A 15,294-nucleotide genomic window follows, 5' to 3' on the forward strand; every position below is an offset into this window, starting at 1 on the left:
GAGCTTGCCTCTCCCCTTGTGGGAGAGGACACAAAATCAACCTTAGCCAAAGGCTAAGTATTAGATTTTGTTGGTGAGGGGATCCGTCCGCGAGCCCGAAATTTCCCCGCTTATCCCCGCCCTCAAAACCTGTGCCATGATCATGCCGTTCCGTCATCGGCTACCCCGCGAGGCGTCGCGGCGAGGCGGGACCGGTGCCGGGTGCGGGAAGGACGTGAGCCTTCATCCGGTGGGCGATCAGAAAATGGTTCCCCTCCGCAGGCTGTTGCTGCTGCGGGCGTGCCTGTGTGGCACAGAGGGTCGGCGCGAATGCCGGTCGTAGAGGAACCGGAGTTGCCGCCGACGACCACCGAACGGGGCGCTGGGAAGCGTCATATACATTACCTTCGTCTCGGCACTTTTCAGCGCCCCGGCCAAGTGAACAACAAGCAGAATCACGGCGGATTTTTCCGGGCGTGGTTATCGGGCGTTGGGACCGCGGCACCCTCCCACCTCCCCTAGAGGGGGAGGTCGCAGCTAAGCGGCGGGTGGGGTGATCCATTGTTTGACGCAAAAAGTCACCCCATCCCGGAGCTTCGCTCTCACCCTCCCCTTCACGGGGAGGGTGAGAGGGTGGCCCCCGTGACAGCCCGGTGGGGATCGGCTAAACCAAGCCCTTAAAAAACAACAGGCCTTTCTTGATGACCGCTACCGATCCCGTCGCCAATCTCGCCACCCTGATCCGCTGCCCGTCCGTGACCCCTGCCGAAGGCGGCGCCTTGAGTGCGCTCGAAACGATGCTGAAACCGCTCGGTTTTGCCGTCGATCGGGTGATGGCCACCGAGGACGGCACGCCGGATATCGAAAACCTCTATGCCCGCCTTGGCACCGATGGTCCGCACCTGATGTTTGCCGGCCATACCGACGTCGTGCCGGTCGGCGACGAGACGGCCTGGACGCATGGCCCCTTTTCGGCCGATATCGCCGGCGGCGAGATGTATGGCCGCGGCGCCGTCGACATGAAGGGCGGCATTGCCTGTTTTGCCGCCGCCGTCGCCCGCCATATCGAAAAACATGGGCCACCGGAGGGTTCGATTTCCTTCCTGATTACCGGCGACGAGGAAGGCCCGGCGATCAACGGCACCGTCAAGCTGCTCGAATGGGCGGCGGCGAAGGGCGAGCGCTGGGATGCCTGCCTCGTCGGCGAGCCGACCAATCCGGACAAGCTCGGCGACATGATCAAGATCGGCCGGCGCGGCTCGCTCTCGGGCACCATCACCGTGCACGGCGTGCAGGGCCACGCCGCCTATCCGCATCTCGCCGACAGCCCGGTGCGCGGCATCCTCGCCTTGACGCAAGCGCTGATGGATCCGCCCTTCGACGGCGGCACGGACAATTTCCAGCCGTCCAATCTCGAGGTGACGACGATCGACGTCGCCAACAAGGCGGTCAACGTCATTCCGGCCAAGGCAACGGCGCGCTTCAACATCCGCTTCAACGACAGTTGGGACGCCGATAGTCTGAAAGCCGAGATCATCACCCGCCTCGACCGCGCCAGCGCCGACAGCGTGCTTCGTCCAGGCCGGCCGCCGGTCAAATACGATATCGTCTGGAGCGAGCGTCCGAGCCAGGTCTTCCTCACCCGCAACAACGCACTGATCGCTTCCCTGTCGGGCGCCGTCGAAGCCGTCACCGGCCGCGAACCGAAGCTGTCGACCACCGGCGGCACGTCGGATGCGCGCTTCATCAAGGACTATTGCCCGGTCGTCGAATTCGGCCTGGTCGGCCAGACCATGCACATGGTCGACGAACGCGTTGCTGTTGCCGATCTTGAGACGCTGACACAGATCTACGAAACCTTCATCAGCCGCTGGTTTGGCCATGCCGCAGATTGAAGAGGTCGGCAACTACATCAAGGGCCTCTGGCTGCTGATCCTGGGTGACCGGAGCGGATTCGACTGGCTCGACATCACCGCGCTCGGCGTCTGGCGCTCCTTTGCCGCGTTTCTCTGGTGCCTTCCGGCCATGGCCGTCGGCTGGGCCGCCTGGCGTCTCTACTACCTGGCGAACATGCCGCAGGGCGCCGAGACGGGGCTGGTTTTCATCCTCAAGCTGCTCTTCGTCGATATGGCCATGTGGGTCGTGCCGCTGGTCCTTGTCGCTGCCCTCGCAAAGCCGCTCGGCTACGCCGAACTGCTTGCGCCGATCATCATCACCAGCAACTGGCTGGCAGTGCCCACTGTCTATGCGATGGCTGTTCCGCTTGCGATCAGGCTGGTCATTCCCAACAGCGAGGGCCTGACAAGCGTGCTGTCGCTGATCCTTCTGCTGGCGAATTTCACCGCAATTTTCCGGCTGGTGAAAACCATCGCCAAAGACCAGACGCTACTCGCCTCGGCGCTTTCCGCCCTGCTGATCCTGCCCTCGCTCATGCTCAGCGAAAGTCTTCCGCGCGTGCTCGGCCTGATGCCGGCCTGAATCGCTGGTTGTCAGTAATCGACCTGCATGAAATAGAGCCCGTCCGGCGGCGCCACCGGACCGCAGGCCCTGCGGTCCCTGGCCTCCAGTGCAGCGCGTACATCGTCCGGCGTCCACTTGCCCTCACCCACCAGCTTCAGAGTGCCGGCGAAGGAGCGTATCTGGTTGTGCAGGAAGCTCTGCGCCGTGGCGCGAATCTCGACGAGGTCGCCGTCCCGCGTCACGTCGAGCCGGTCGATCGTGCGCATCGGGCTGTTGGCCTGGCAATGGGTCGAGCGGAAAGTGGTGAAGTCGTGATGCCCGACGAGCATTTGCGCCGCCGCATGCATCGCCACGTGATCGAGCTTCTTCGGTACCCACCACGCCCGCTTCGCCTCCAGCGCCAGGGGCGCCGGACGCGAGATGATACGGTAAAGATAATGCCTCCTGAGCGCGGAAAAACGCGCGTCGAACTCCGGCGTCACCTCGGCGACATCAATGATCGCCACCTGTTCGCAAGCCTGTCCGAGATGGGCATTCAGGGCATTGCGCAGGGTCGCGGGCTTCCACGGCCGCGAGAGGTCGGCATGCGCCACCTGTCCCTTGGCGTGCACGCCGGAATCGGTACGCCCTGCGCCACGGATCGAAACGGTCTCGCCGGTGAGGCTGAGGATGGCCTTTTCGATGGCGCCTTGTATCGATGGACCATTCTCCTGCCGCTGCCAGCCGACATAGGCCGAGCCGTCATATTCGATCGTCATGCGGAAACGCGGCATCAGAAAAGCCTTGTGCCGGCCGGAATGGGCGTGCCGCGGCGGAAATCATCGGCATCGAGCACCTTGCCGCCCGCCTTCTGCAGGCGTGTCAGCCGCACCGAACCATTGTCGCAGGCAATCGTCAGGTCATCGAACAGGGCGGCGCCGGTTTCGCCACCCACCTTTTCGACAACGGACGAGAGAACCTTGATCCGCTCCATCTTGCCACCGATTTCGACCTCGAACCAGGCGCCGGGGAAAGGCGAAAGACCGCGAATATGATTGTGAACCTCGGCCGCCGTCCTGGAGAAATTGATGCGCGTTTCCGCCTTGCTGATCTTGGCGGCATAAATGACGCCATGCTCCGCCTGCGGCGTCAGCGGCAGATCGCCGCCGTCGAGCTTTTCCATGGCGTCCTTCATCAGGTCCGCGCCAACCAGCATCAGCTTGTCGTGCAGTTCGCCGGCCGTCATCTCGTTGCCGATGGCCACCACCTTGGTCAGCGCCACCGGGCCCGTGTCGAGCCCCTTATCCATCTTCATCGCCATCATGCCGGTCTCGTGGTCGCCAGCCATGATCGCCCGCTGTATCGGTGCCGCCCCGCGCCAACGCGGCAGAAGCGAGGCGTGGCCGTTGTAGCAGCCAAGCCGCGTTCCGTTGAGGATGTCCTCCGGCAAAAGCAGGCCATAGGCGACGACGACCGCCACATCCGCATCGAAATCGCGAAAGGTCTGGCGATCGGCAGCCTCCTTGAAGTTGACGGGCGTCAATACCTCGATGCCAAGTAGCTCGGCCGCCTGATGGACCGGCGACTTTTGCAGATCAAGACCGCGGCGTCCGCCCGGCCGTGGCGGCTGCGTATAGACGGCAACGATCTTGTGACCGGCCTCGGCCAGCGCCGCCAATGTCGGAACCGAGAACTCGGGGGTTCCCATGAAGATGATACGAAGCGGCACGGCGCGCGGACTCCCGTTCTGATCAGGCCCCTTCAAACGGGTTTACAAGCTTCAAATCAAGCCCCTCGAAGTCTTTTATGTTACGCGTCGCCAGCGTTGCATCGTGGGAAAGGCAGATCGCGGCGATCATGGCGTCCTGAACCGAGATCGGGCGCCCCACGCTTTCACGCTTGGCACGGATACGGCCGGAAAGGACGGGCGTTCCTTCGACAAATTCCAGGACACGTCCTCGAAACTGGGTCGCCAGCAGATTTTCCAATGACCGAATATATCGGTCTGAACCTGTACGCAGATAATACCGCTCCGCCCCGAATGATTGCTCCATGACGACGACGGAATTCAAATACAAATACGATTGAGCCTCACGCCGAAACCATACGACGACATTTCGATCCGGGGATGATTTTACGAGCTCCGAAATGATATTCGTATCGAGGACGATCATTCAAATTCCACCGGCGGGCGACCAAAGTCTTTCTTCCGCTCCGCCTCTACTTCATCCAGAATAGCGGAAAAATCGTCACCCCACCCTTCGTCGGCCCCAAAGGCAGCGCGTAGAACATCGTAGGCGGATTGTTCTTCCACAGGCTTGATATCTTTTTCGGCTATCAGCCCCTTGCGTAAAAGCTCCTTGGCTTCATCGGAAAGACTGCGCCCGGTACGGTCGGCCGCAGCGGCGATGTCGCGCTTCAGAGCATCGGAAATATTTCGGATCAGCAGATCGCCCATGCGCAACCTCCACTATGATATCACTGATATCATAGGCCCGAACGTGATCATTTCCAATGGAATCGTCAGATCGCCTTGGCGCCGCGGACCTTGGCGGCTTTGGTGAATTTGCGGATCACCATTTCGCGCTTGAGCTTGGAGAGATGGTCGATGAACAGCACGCCGTTCAGGTGGTCGATCTCGTGCTGCAGGCAGGTCGCCAGCAGGCCATCCGCCTCCACCGTCTGCTGCTTGCCGTCGCGATCGACATATTCGACGGTGATCGCGGCGGGGCGTTCGACTTCGGCATAGTAGTCCGGGATCGACAGGCAGCCTTCCTCGTAGACCGAGCGCTCGTCGGAGGACTTCAGGATCTGCGGGTTGATGAAGACCAGTGGCTGCTTTTCCTCGCCTTCCTTCGATACGTCGATCACCAGCAGGCGGCGGGGAACGCCGATCTGGATCGCCGCAAGGCCGATGCCGGGCGCGTCATACATCGTGTCCAGCATATCTTCCGCGAGGCGGCGAACGTCGGCATCGACCGTTTCCACCGGCATGGAAAGCTGGCGCAGCACGGGATCGGGGAGGATGATGAGCGGCTTGATTGTCATCCGGCTCCCATAACCGATCTTTGGCGTTGATGGAATTCTCGTTTTCAAGATTTTTGCCGGGAAAGTGGCAGCTTATGCCTTTTGATTCACCAATGTTCTCGTTTTGATCTGGCCACAAACGTCGAATCCGCTTAGGTTGCGCCCATGGAACCTGTGACACTCACTCTCGACCAGCCTCTTTTCATCCTCGGTGCCTATCCGGTCACGCTCGGCATGTGCCTGTTCGCCACCGTCGCGATCCTGCTCTTCGCCGGCATTCCGGCCGTGCTTCGGCGGCAGCGCACACGGCGGGCGGCACTGGAGGCGGAACAGCGGATGACGGCACTCTTGGCCGCCCAGACGGAGATGCAGGGCCGCATCGCGGCGATGGCGGAGGTGTTCGGCGCCCGGCAATCCGAGCTCAACCAGTCGATCAGCCAGAGGATCGACGGCATGACGCACCGGCTCGGCACCTCGATCAGCGAGCAGACCAAGGCGACACACGAGAACCTGCGCCGGCTGCAGGAGCGGCTGGCGGTGATCGACACGGCGCAGACCAATATCCAGTCACTCGCCAAGGACATGGCAGGGCTACAGAGCATTCTTTCCAACAAACAGACACGCGGCGCCTTCGGCCAGTCGCGCATGGAAACGATCATAGCCGATGGCCTGCCGATGGGCTCCTATGCCTTCCAGACGACGCTCTCGAACGGCTCGCGGCCAGACTGTACGGTCCGGATGCCGAATGGCCAGCCGGTGCTGGTGATCGATGCGAAGTTTCCGCTGGAAGGCTGGAACGCAATCCGCAACGCCGCTGATCCGGAAGCTTCCCGGCAGGCGGCGCAGCAGTTCCGCCGCGACATGGAGGTGCATATCCGGGATATTTCGGGGAAATACCTGATCCCCGGCGAAACCCAGGACACCGCTTTCCTTTTCGTACCCTCCGAATCGATCTTTGCCGAAATCCACGAGAATTTCGAGGCCATTGTCCAGAAGGCGCACCGGGCGCGGATCGTCATCGTCTCGCCGTCGCTGCTGATGCTGTCGATCCAGGTCATCCAGGCCATCCTGCGCGATGCCCGGATGCGCGAACAGGCACATCTCATTCAGGGTGAGGTCATCCGGCTGATGGAAGACCTGACCCGGCTCGACGACCGGGTGCGCAAACTGCATGGCCACTTCCTCACCACGCAGAAGGATGTCGACGATATCCTAACCTCGTCGGAGAAGCTCAAGCGGCGTGGCATCAGGATCGAGGCGCTGGACCTCGAAACCGCCGGCTCGCCGCCCGATGCCAAGCCGGAACAGAAAACCTTCGACAATCGCATGGGGCAATTGAAGCTGCGGGTGGTTGACGAGGACTGACGGTCTCGGGCACTGTCCGGCAAAATCGCCTGCCGGGGGAGACGCATCAGATGATTACAGTTTTTGGTTCCATCAACATGGACCTGATCGCCACCACGGCGCGGCTGCCGAAGCCCGGCGAAACCGTTGCCGGAACGGGTTTCTCGACGGCCGCCGGCGGCAAGGGCGCCAATCAGGCCTTGGCGGCGCGACGCGCCGGAGCGGCTGTGCGCATGGCGGGTGCCGTCGGATCGGACAGTTTTTCCGATGGCGCGCTAGCGCTGCTGAAGCAGGCCGGGACCGACCTTTCCCTGACCAAGACCGTGAGCGAACCGACCGGCACCGCTCACATCCTCGTCGGCGGTGACGGGGAGAATGTCATCGTGGTGGTGGCGAGCGCCAACGGCACGGTTAGCGAGGGCGACGCCCTGACTGCCTTAGAGGCGATGGGTGCCGGCGACACGCTGATGCTGCAACTCGAAATTCCGCCGCAATCCGTGGAACGGGCACTGGTAACGGCGAAGGAACAGGGCGTCACCTCGATCATCAACATCGCCCCGCTGACGAAAGACGCGGCGCGCCTCGGACGCATGGCCGATATCGTCGTTGCCAACGAGACGGAATTCGAGTTGCTGGCGGGCCGTCAAGGATTGTCGGCTGAGGAGCGTATAGAGGCGATGCACAGCCTTTCGCGCGAAACAGGGCAAACGGTAATCGTAACCCTCGGCGCCGAGGGTGTGGTTGCCGTGCGCAATGGCAATGTACATCGCGCCAGGGGGCTGAAAATTGAGCCGGTCGACACCGTCGGGGCGGGCGATACATTCTGCGGCTATCTCGCCGCCAGTCTCGACGCGGGCATCGATTTCGACAAGGCGCTTCGCCGTGCCGCTGTCGCCGGCTCGCTCGCCTGCCTGAAAGCCGGTGCGCAGCCCGCCATTCCGGAAGCCGCCGAGGTCGACGCAGAAGTCTGATCGCGTCGGACGCAGTCGAACGTCTGCGCAATCAGGACACTGAACGTCGTCGCTGTGGCATAAGCGTTTGATTTGTCCATGAAACGCGCGATTTAGCCACATCGCGTTGGCCTATTTTTAATAAATACCGCGTTATTCAAGCAGCTACAAAGGCTCGCCTTCCCAGGATCAAAGACGGCCTTACGATGTCGGTCGGCATCTGGCGCTCCATGAAGGAGCATCTCCCAAAATAGATCGCGTCACGCCGCGGCTTTGAAAACCCGCGGACCTTCACCATGCGGGGACATTCATGTTCAAGTTCCAAGCCAAATCGCTGGCGACCAAACTGATCGCGGTAACGGGCGGCATCATTGCGCTCGTCCTTCTTGCCTCCAACTATGTACTGATTTCCCAGACCCAGGACCGTGTCGAAACGCTGGTGCTCGACCAGGCGCGGACCGAAGCGAAGGCGATTGCATCCGACATCGCCAGCAACATTGCCGAACTTGCGGGCGCCGCCCGCTCGACGGCAGGTGTGATCGGCCGCGGCCACGAAGGCGGCTATCTCGACCGCAAGGGCGTCGTCGACATGCTGAAGGCCAATGTCGAGAAGAACGCATTCGCGTTCGGCAGCTGGTTTGCAGAGGAGCCGAATGCCTTTGACGGCAAGGCCAAGGACTATGCCGGCAAGAAGGATTTTGGCGCCAGCAAGGACGGAACGCTCAATCCCTACTGGACGAAGGGCAAGACGGGCATCGACTTCTCGACCTTCGATTCCGATTATCCGGCCGACTGGTATGCGCTGGCGGCCAAGAGCCTCAAGGGCGCGATGTCGCCGCCCTATGTCGAAACGACCACAGGCGACAACAACTCGATGTCCTCGATCGCCTACCCGGTCACGTCGAACGGCAAACTGCTCGGCATCTCCGGCGTCGACGTTTCGCTGACGTCGCTTGCCAACAAGGTGAAGGACATCCGTCCCTTTGGTTCCGGCCGCGTGACGCTGCTGTCGCAGACCGGCAAATGGCTTGTGGCCCCGATCCCGGACCTTCTGATGAAGGATTATGACGGCATCGGTGCCGATGTGGTCAAGACTGCGCTTTCAGCGTCGCAGCCGGGCATGATCCACGACCTGAGCTATGACGGCCACGAGACCTTCGACCGCGTCGTCTATCCCTTCACCCTGCCGGACGTGAACACGACCTGGGTCGTCCTGGTCGATGTACCGCAAACCGCAATCAATGCGCCGATCGTCGACCAGACCTACATGATGATCATCGGTGGCCTGATCGTGCTCGGCGCCGTGCTTCTCGGCCTTTATCTCGCCGTTCGCCGCTTCGTTCAGAAGCCGCTTGCTGGCCTGGTCAGCGATGTCGAAAACCTGAGCAAGGGCGTCTACACCGCCCCGGTTTCCGGTCAGGATCGCACCGACGAGACCGGTTCGGTCGCCAAGGCACTGGAAGGCTTCCGTCACCAGCTGGCCGACACCAAACGGCTGGAAGCGGAAGCCCAGCACGAACGTGAACAGTCCGAGCAGCAGCGCAACCAGTCCGAAGCCGAACGCGCTGAGGCGAACGCGACGCAGCGCGAGATTGTCGCCAAGCTTGCCAAGGGCCTGTCGCAACTTTCCGCCGGTGATCTGGCCTATCGCATCACCGAGGATTTCCCGGGCGAATACGCCCAGTTGAAGAGCGACTTCAACGCTGCCATGGAAAGCCTCGAAGAGACGATCCAGACCGTCAACACCTCCGTTGTCAACATCGGCACCGGCACCAGCGAAATCAGCAATGCTGCCAACGACCTTTCGCACCGCACCGAGCAGCAGGCCGCAAGCCTGGAAGAAACGGCAGCCGCGCTCGATCAGCTCACCTCGCAGGTCAACGCCAGCGCCGACAACGCCAAGGTCGCGGCGAAATCGGTCGAGACCGCCAGCAACGACGCCGAGCAGTCGGGCGAAGTCGTGCAGAAGGCGATCGCTGCGATGAAGGGCATCGAGCAATCGTCCGGCGAAGTCAGCCGCATCATCGGCGTCATTGACGAAATCGCCTTCCAGACCAACCTGCTGGCACTGAACGCAGGCGTCGAAGCAGCCCGCGCCGGCGATGCCGGCAAGGGCTTCGCGGTTGTCGCCCAGGAAGTGCGCGAACTCGCCCAGCGCTCGGCAAACGCCGCCAAGGAGATCAAGACGCTAATCAACACCTCGGCCGGCCAGGTGCGCGACGGTGTCGACCTCGTCGGCCGTGCCGGCGGGGCGCTGCAGAAGATCGCCGACCAGGTGGTCCAGATCAACGGCCTGATCCGCCAGATCTCCGGCTCTGCCTCTGAACAGGCCGTCGGCCTCAAGGAGATCAATACGGCGGTCAACCAGATGGACCAGGTGACGCAGCAGAACGCCGCGATGGTGGAAGAAACCACCGCTGCCAGCATGGCCCTGAACGAAGAGGCGCGCGCGCTGAGTACACTCGTCTCCCGCTTCCACGTCGCGCGCCAAGGCCGGGCCGAAATGCTGCGCAACACCGCCGAAAAGATGCGCGCGCCTGCCAAGGCAGCGAGCTACAGCGCCCCTGCCAAGCCGGCGCCGGCACGCTACGTCGCTCCACTGCCAAAGGCCGTGCCGCAGGTTTCCGGCAACACGGCACTCGCCCAGGACAACTGGGAAGAGTTCTGAGCCGCAGGCCTGCCTATTAGAACGGCTGATGCAAACGGCGCCCGTGTGGCGCCGTTTCGACTTTGATCCGCCGCGCGGCGGCGCTGCGGGCATCGGGCCATCGGCAACTCATGGCAGATCGCCAACCTATGGGGGAACTTTCGCGGCATTTCTGCGTTGAAGCTTTAACATCAACCCGGAGGAGTTCGAGATGGCTGATCGTGAACCAACAGTTATCAAAACAGGCGGTGGCGGAAATGCAAGGTGGGTCGTGGCTGTGATTGTGGCGCTTGTGGTCATCGGCGCGCTGCTGGTGTTTACCGGCGTTATCGACATCTACGGCGGCGGTGGCGGGGCCGATGTCAATGTGAACGTACCGGCTGTCGAAACCCCTTCGACGGAAAAGCCAGCAACAGACACACCGGCGACGGGCACACCTGCGACGGGCACGACCACCACCCAATAAGTGGGAAATTCTGGCGTGGGCCATGTGCTCGAGAGCTGCGGCAAACGGAAGAACGGCGCCCTGCGGCGCCGTTTTCTATGCCAGACGCTGGAATTACCGTTTGGGGATTAGAGACGCGCCAAGCGCTCCGTCAAAAGGTCGAAGAAGCCCTGATCGTCGATCTCACGCATGACCTTGGCGTTGTGCTTGCGCTTGGTGACCTGCCACCAGTCGACGACCGTCATGCCGACCGTCAAATCCGACTTGGTCTCGATCTCGACATTGCAATCACGGCCCTTGAACAATTCCGGGCGCAGGAGATAGGCGATCACCGTCGGGTCGTGCAGCGGGCCACCATCGGAGCCGTATTTCTCGATGTCGAAACGCTCGAAGAACTCCAGCATCTCGGCCATGGCGACGGCAGCCGGCGAGCCGATCGCCTTGATCTTTTCGACGCGGGCCTTGTAGGTCAGCACCCGGTGGGTGACATCGAGCGGCATCATGACGATCGGGATGCCGGACTTGAAGACGATCTCGGCGGCATCCGGATCGACGTAGATGTTGAATTCGGCGGCGGGCGTGATGTTGCCGCCCTCGAAGAAGCCGCCGCCCATCATGACGAGTTCGCGCACACGCGGCGCGATTTCGGGCGCCTTGATAAGCGCCAAAGCGATGTTGGTGAGAGCTCCGAGCGTACAGAGTGTGACGGAGCCGGGCTCTTCGGCAAGCAGGGTCTCGATGATGAAATCGACTGCGTGCTGCGGCTGCAGCGGCATGGTGGGCTCATCGACCACGGGTCCGTCGAGGCCGGTCTTGCCGTGCACATGTTCGGCGGTCACGAGTTGGCGAACCAGCGGCCTGTCGGCGCCGGCGAACACCTTCACATCGCGACGGCCGCAGAGCTCGCAGACAACCCGGACGTTGCGGGAGGTGAGTGCAACGGGAACATTGCCCGCGACGGCGGTGATGCCAAGCACGTCGAGTTCGTCCGGGCTGCCGAGCGCCAGCATGATCGCGGCGGCATCGTCCTGCCCCGGATCGGTATCGATGATGATCTTTCTCGGCATCCGGGTCTCCTTACCAAATCAGCGGGCGGACTATGATTTGCCTCTCAGCCCGGCGCAAGCGCCTTGCGCTCGCTACGCACAGCTACCATATTGGGAGCAGCGGATGCCGCCCCGCGGGTCCGCAAACGGTCGCTTGAGAGCCAAGGACTACTGTATGACCCGGATTACGCCTTTTACGAGCCCGCTTCTGCTCGGTTTCGATGCCATGGAAAAGACCCTTGAGCGGATTGCCAAGGGCAATGATGGCTACCCTCCCTACAATATCGAGCGCATCCATAGGGACGAATCGTCCGGCGAGCCGGAGCGTTTGCGAATCACGCTGGCCGTCGCCGGGTTTTCCGACGACGATCTCGACGTGACGACCGAGGAAAACCAGCTGATCATCCGAGGCCGCCAGACGGAAACAGGCGAACGCGACTATCTGCACCGCGGCATTGCGGCGCGCCAGTTCCAGCGGATGTTCGTGCTTGCCGACGGCATGCAGGTTTCCAAGGCGGAATTGCGTAACGGTCTGCTGTCCGTCGATCTCATCCGGCCGGAACCTGTCCGTATGGTAAAGAAAATTAATATTTTAGTCCCAGAGTAGGATAACCGGCATGCTTTGCCGGCTGCATAAAGGTACCCGGCAGCCCAAGATAGCCGCGAACTTCGTGCAGAAAATCAATGAGTTGCGGTTCCTGTATGTCCTTTCAGGGCAGAAAGCGCCGCAAAGCCACGGAGTAAGTCTCATGGGATTGAAACACGTCAGCACCGCCCTGTCGAAAAACGACCTGGCGCATCTGGGCGCCGGTGAAGTCGGCTATATCCGCAAGATGCGCTCGGAGGAAGTGTCGCGCGTCTTCCCGGAAGCCCCCGACATGGATCCTGGCCTTGACCTGTGGGCCCTGTTCGGCGCCGACGGTACGCCGATCCTCCTGACCGACAACCGTTCCAGCACCTTCTTCAAGGCCGCCGAAGACGACCTGAAGACGGTCAGCCTGCACTAAAGCGCCTGGCGCTTTAGATTCTTGTTTTATGCATGTCGTTATCCCAAAACCGCGGTACACTTTTGGGCGACATGCACTAAGCTGCCAGCGTTTCTCCGTCCAGCGTTTCTCCGTTTGGGCCGTCAGACCCGCCGGAACGTCAGATAGGCGGACTTGCGCCCTTCGCGGCGCGCCTTGGCCTCGTAGCGCGTGCTCGGCCAGCCGGGATAGGGCGTCAGCCAGTCGCTGGCATTTTCCGCCGTCCAGTCGAAGGCCGCGTGATCGCGGCAGCGCAACAGCGTCCAGTTGACATAGGTATCGATATCCGAGGCGAAGCAGAACACACCGCCGGGTTTCAGCACGCGTGCAAACCGATCGAGATTGACCTTTGAAACGAAACGGCGTTTCCAGTGCTTCCGCTTCGGCCAGGGGTCCGGATAGAGCAGATCGATGTGGTCGATCGATGCTTCCGGCAGCCAATCCAGCACCTGCGTGGCGTCGTCGTCGTGCAGACGGATGTTTTCTGCGCCGCGCTCCTCGATATGGCCTACCAGCTTCGCCATGGAATTGACGAATGGCTCGACGCCGATGAAACCGGTCGATGGGCTTTCGATGGCCCTGTGGATCAGATGTTCGCCGCCGCCGAAACCGATCTCCAGCCTGACCTGATCGACGGGATGCCAGAACAGCGTCTTGATGTCCGACGGCGCCGGCGCCGCCAGATCCAACCGAAGGAGCGGCAGCACCGTTTCGAGATGGGTTGCCTGCAGCGCGCGCAAGGGCTTGCCCTTGCGGCGTCCGAAGAAGGCTTCGGTCGAGCGGCTGCGGTGCTGTTCAGTCATGTGTGGGTCTTTCACCTATAGAAAAGCGGGCGTCTCCCGAAGGAAACACCCGCTCTTTACTGTCTTCTACAGTCGTGCGTCCAGAGGCGGGATCAAGCGGCCTTCAAAGTATCCTCTTTCAGGGCGTCCTTGAGCGGCTTGACCAGATCGAGCTTCTCCCAGGAGAAGGAGCCGTCACGGCCGGCCTTGCGGCCGAAATGGCCGTAGGCGGAGGTCTTGGCGTAGATCGGCTTGTTGAGATCGAGATGACGGCGGATGCCGGAGGGCGACAGGTCCATCGTCTTGCGGATGGCCTGTTCGACCTGGTCCTCGGTCACCTTGCCGGTGCCATGCAGATCGACATAGATCGACAGCGGCTGGGCAACACCGATCGCATAGGAGATCTGGATCGTGCAGCGATCGGACAGGCCGGCGGCGACGACGTTCTTTGCCAGATAGCGGGCGGCGTAGGCTGCCGAACGGTCGACCTTGGTCGTGTCCTTGCCGGAGAAGGCGCCACCGCCGTGCGGCGCAGCACCGCCATAGGTGTCCACGATGATCTTGCGGCCGGTCAAACCCGCATCGCCGTCAGGACCGCCAATGACGAATTTGCCGGTCGGGTTGATGTACCAGTTGCAATCGTCGGCAATCTCGATGTCGTGCAGCGCTTCGCGGATATAGGGTTCGACGACAGCGCGAACCTTCGCGGAATCCCAGTTCTCATCGAGATGCTGCGTCGACAGGACGATCGACGTAACTTCACGCGGCTTGCCGTTGACGTACCGGACGGTCACCTGGCTCTTTGCATCCGGCCCGAGCAGACCGGCATCACCCTGCCCGGCCTTACGGGCAGTTGCGAGCAGGGCCAGGATGCGGTGCGAGTAATAGATCGGCGCAGGCATAAGGTCGGCCGTTTCGCGGCAAGCATAGCCGAACATGATGCCTTGGTCGCCGGCGCCTTCGTCGCCTTGCTTGTCGGCTGCGTTATCAACGCCCTGGGCGATGTCGGCCGACTGCGGATGCAGCAGCACATCGATCTTTGCGGTTTTCCAGTGGAAGCCAGCCTGTTCATAGCCGATTTCACGGATCGCCTTGCGGGCGGCAGCCTTGAATTTAGCGGGATTGATCAGCGGATGCCCGACCGCATCCTTTACGACGTTGCCATCCCTGTCCTTCTTCAGCAGGGTATCAGGTACACGGACTTCGCCGGCGATGACGACCCGGTTGGTCGTTGCCAGCGTTTCGCAGGCGATGCGAACAGTCCAGGGGTCAACGCCCGTTTTTGCAGCTTCACGATACACAAGATCAACAATTTCATCCGAGATCCGGTCACAGACCTTGTCCGGATGGCCTTCTGCCACGGACTCACTCGTAAACAGGTAGTTTGCGCGCATGCGGGAAGTCCCCTCAAAGAAAAAACGGCTTGGAACGTGTTAGTGATAATGCCACTAAAAGACAAGCACACAAGGACATAAATATATCTTTATATGTGCGTTATGGGAACGTTTTTCCTGCCTTTCGGGGGGTTAAGCGGCATTTTCCGGGTGATGGATGCTCGACCCAGGGCCGCCGCTCTATCGGCGTCTTGCGCCAGGCACAAAAAAAGCGGC

The 15,294-nt window shown here is 61.5% G+C and carries 16 protein-coding genes; 8 read left to right on the forward strand and 8 right to left on the reverse strand.

Annotated features, from left to right (window positions below):
- The first annotated feature begins 680 nt into the window (after positions 1-680).
- Together dapE and ACSQ3F_RS04070 are read left to right on the forward strand one after the other, a co-directional pair.
- A complete protein-coding gene (dapE, locus tag ACSQ3F_RS04065; RefSeq protein WP_436099046.1) occupies positions 681-1,874 on the forward strand; it encodes a succinyl-diaminopimelate desuccinylase in 1,194 nt (397 codons plus the stop codon).
- Positions 1,861-2,457 carry a hypothetical protein gene (locus ACSQ3F_RS04070; protein ID WP_436099047.1) on the forward strand — a complete coding sequence of 199 codons (597 nt, stop codon included), beginning with the start codon at positions 1,861-1,863 and terminating at the stop codon, positions 2,455-2,457. The genes dapE and ACSQ3F_RS04070 overlap by 14 nt, the downstream gene beginning before the upstream one ends.
- An 11-nt stretch (positions 2,458-2,468) precedes the next feature.
- Here ACSQ3F_RS04070 and truA read toward each other — a convergent pair whose 3' ends face one another.
- The 5 genes from truA to def form a co-directional block, all read right to left on the reverse strand.
- Entirely contained in the window at positions 2,469-3,212 is a 744-nt protein-coding gene (truA, locus tag ACSQ3F_RS04075) for a tRNA pseudouridine(38-40) synthase TruA (RefSeq protein ID WP_436099048.1), read from the reverse strand.
- Positions 3,212-4,147, reverse strand: coding sequence for a methionyl-tRNA formyltransferase (fmt, locus tag ACSQ3F_RS04080; RefSeq protein ID WP_436099049.1), 936 nt, complete (start codon positions 4,145-4,147; stop codon positions 3,212-3,214). The genes truA and fmt overlap by 1 nt, the downstream gene beginning before the upstream one ends.
- Before the next feature lie 22 nt (positions 4,148-4,169).
- Positions 4,170-4,592, reverse strand: coding sequence for a type II toxin-antitoxin system VapC family toxin (locus tag ACSQ3F_RS04085; RefSeq protein WP_436099050.1), 423 nt, complete (start codon positions 4,590-4,592; stop codon positions 4,170-4,172).
- The gene (locus ACSQ3F_RS04090) at positions 4,589-4,876 is read right to left on the reverse strand and encodes a FitA-like ribbon-helix-helix domain-containing protein (RefSeq protein WP_436099051.1); all 288 of its coding nucleotides are present in this window, start codon (positions 4,874-4,876) and stop codon (positions 4,589-4,591) included. Before ACSQ3F_RS04090 ends, ACSQ3F_RS04085 begins: the two co-directional genes overlap by 4 nt.
- Before the next feature lie 65 nt (positions 4,877-4,941).
- Positions 4,942-5,466, reverse strand: coding sequence for a peptide deformylase (def, locus tag ACSQ3F_RS04095; RefSeq protein WP_436099052.1), 525 nt, complete (start codon positions 5,464-5,466; stop codon positions 4,942-4,944).
- A gap of 144 nt (positions 5,467-5,610) precedes the next feature.
- On the opposite strand from def, the gene ACSQ3F_RS04100 reads away from it, so the two are divergent.
- From ACSQ3F_RS04100 to ACSQ3F_RS04115, 4 genes are all read left to right on the forward strand, one after another.
- Complete coding sequence (locus ACSQ3F_RS04100) at positions 5,611-6,810, forward strand: DNA recombination protein RmuC (protein ID WP_436099053.1); 1,200 nt, start codon at positions 5,611-5,613, stop codon at positions 6,808-6,810.
- A gap of 50 nt (positions 6,811-6,860) precedes the next feature.
- Positions 6,861-7,760: a ribokinase gene (locus ACSQ3F_RS04105; protein ID WP_436099054.1), complete on the forward strand. Its 900-nt coding sequence runs from the start codon at positions 6,861-6,863 to the stop codon at positions 7,758-7,760.
- Between the two features lie 289 nt (positions 7,761-8,049).
- On the forward strand, positions 8,050-10,407 hold the full coding sequence (locus ACSQ3F_RS04110; protein WP_436099055.1) for a methyl-accepting chemotaxis protein: 2,358 nt from the start codon (positions 8,050-8,052) through the stop codon (positions 10,405-10,407).
- A 190-nt stretch (positions 10,408-10,597) separates the two neighbouring features.
- Positions 10,598-10,852: a hypothetical protein gene (locus ACSQ3F_RS04115; RefSeq protein WP_436099056.1), complete on the forward strand. Its 255-nt coding sequence runs from the start codon at positions 10,598-10,600 to the stop codon at positions 10,850-10,852.
- A gap of 107 nt (positions 10,853-10,959) precedes the next feature.
- Here ACSQ3F_RS04115 and ACSQ3F_RS04120 read toward each other — a convergent pair whose 3' ends face one another.
- The gene (locus tag ACSQ3F_RS04120; protein WP_436099057.1) at positions 10,960-11,898 is read right to left on the reverse strand and encodes a nucleoside hydrolase; all 939 of its coding nucleotides are present in this window, start codon (positions 11,896-11,898) and stop codon (positions 10,960-10,962) included.
- A gap of 154 nt (positions 11,899-12,052) precedes the next feature.
- On the opposite strand from ACSQ3F_RS04120, the gene ACSQ3F_RS04125 reads away from it, so the two are divergent.
- Both ACSQ3F_RS04125 and ACSQ3F_RS04130 read left to right on the forward strand, forming a co-directional pair.
- Positions 12,053-12,484, forward strand: a complete 432-nt coding sequence (locus ACSQ3F_RS04125) for an Hsp20 family protein (RefSeq protein ID WP_436099058.1) — start codon at positions 12,053-12,055, stop codon at positions 12,482-12,484.
- Positions 12,485-12,626: 142 nt separating this feature from the next.
- A complete protein-coding gene (locus ACSQ3F_RS04130) occupies positions 12,627-12,884 on the forward strand; it encodes a DUF1150 family protein (RefSeq protein ID WP_037125415.1) in 258 nt (85 codons plus the stop codon).
- A 122-nt stretch (positions 12,885-13,006) separates the two neighbouring features.
- Here the strand turns inward: ACSQ3F_RS04130 and trmB are convergent, their stop codons facing one another.
- On the reverse strand, positions 13,007-13,705 hold the full coding sequence (trmB, locus tag ACSQ3F_RS04135) for a tRNA (guanine(46)-N(7))-methyltransferase TrmB (RefSeq protein ID WP_436099059.1): 699 nt from the start codon (positions 13,703-13,705) through the stop codon (positions 13,007-13,009).
- Between the two features lie 92 nt (positions 13,706-13,797).
- Positions 13,798-15,078: a methionine adenosyltransferase gene (metK, locus tag ACSQ3F_RS04140; RefSeq protein WP_436099060.1), complete on the reverse strand. Its 1,281-nt coding sequence runs from the start codon at positions 15,076-15,078 to the stop codon at positions 13,798-13,800.
- Positions 15,079-15,294: the final 216 nt, after the last annotated feature.

It is taken from the genome of Pararhizobium sp. LjRoot238 (genome assembly GCF_964252955.1).
Classification (GTDB): domain Bacteria; phylum Pseudomonadota; class Alphaproteobacteria; order Rhizobiales; family Rhizobiaceae; genus Pararhizobium.

Coding starts and splice junctions, on each gene's coding strand:
- dapE (WP_436099046.1), top strand. CDS start 681: ATGACCGCTACCGATCCCGTCGCCAATCTCGCCACCCTGATCCGCTGC.
- ACSQ3F_RS04070 (WP_436099047.1), top strand. CDS start 1,861: ATGCCGCAGATTGAAGAGGTCGGCAACTACATCAAGGGCCTCTGGCTG.
- truA (WP_436099048.1), bottom strand. CDS start 3,212: ATGCCGCGTTTCCGCATGACGATCGAATATGACGGCTCGGCCTATGTC.
- ACSQ3F_RS04085 (WP_436099050.1), bottom strand. CDS start 4,592: ATGATCGTCCTCGATACGAATATCATTTCGGAGCTCGTAAAATCATCC.
- ACSQ3F_RS04090 (WP_436099051.1), bottom strand. CDS start 4,876: ATGGGCGATCTGCTGATCCGAAATATTTCCGATGCTCTGAAGCGCGAC.
- def (WP_436099052.1), bottom strand. CDS start 5,466: ATGACAATCAAGCCGCTCATCATCCTCCCCGATCCCGTGCTGCGCCAG.
- ACSQ3F_RS04100 (WP_436099053.1), top strand. CDS start 5,611: ATGGAACCTGTGACACTCACTCTCGACCAGCCTCTTTTCATCCTCGGT.
- ACSQ3F_RS04105 (WP_436099054.1), top strand. CDS start 6,861: ATGATTACAGTTTTTGGTTCCATCAACATGGACCTGATCGCCACCACG.
- ACSQ3F_RS04110 (WP_436099055.1), top strand. CDS start 8,050: ATGTTCAAGTTCCAAGCCAAATCGCTGGCGACCAAACTGATCGCGGTA.
- ACSQ3F_RS04115 (WP_436099056.1), top strand. CDS start 10,598: ATGGCTGATCGTGAACCAACAGTTATCAAAACAGGCGGTGGCGGAAAT.
- ACSQ3F_RS04120 (WP_436099057.1), bottom strand. CDS start 11,898: ATGCCGAGAAAGATCATCATCGATACCGATCCGGGGCAGGACGATGCC.
- ACSQ3F_RS04125 (WP_436099058.1), top strand. CDS start 12,053: ATGACCCGGATTACGCCTTTTACGAGCCCGCTTCTGCTCGGTTTCGAT.
- ACSQ3F_RS04130 (WP_037125415.1), top strand. CDS start 12,627: ATGGGATTGAAACACGTCAGCACCGCCCTGTCGAAAAACGACCTGGCG.
- trmB (WP_436099059.1), bottom strand. CDS start 13,705: ATGACTGAACAGCACCGCAGCCGCTCGACCGAAGCCTTCTTCGGACGC.
- metK (WP_436099060.1), bottom strand. CDS start 15,078: ATGCGCGCAAACTACCTGTTTACGAGTGAGTCCGTGGCAGAAGGCCAT.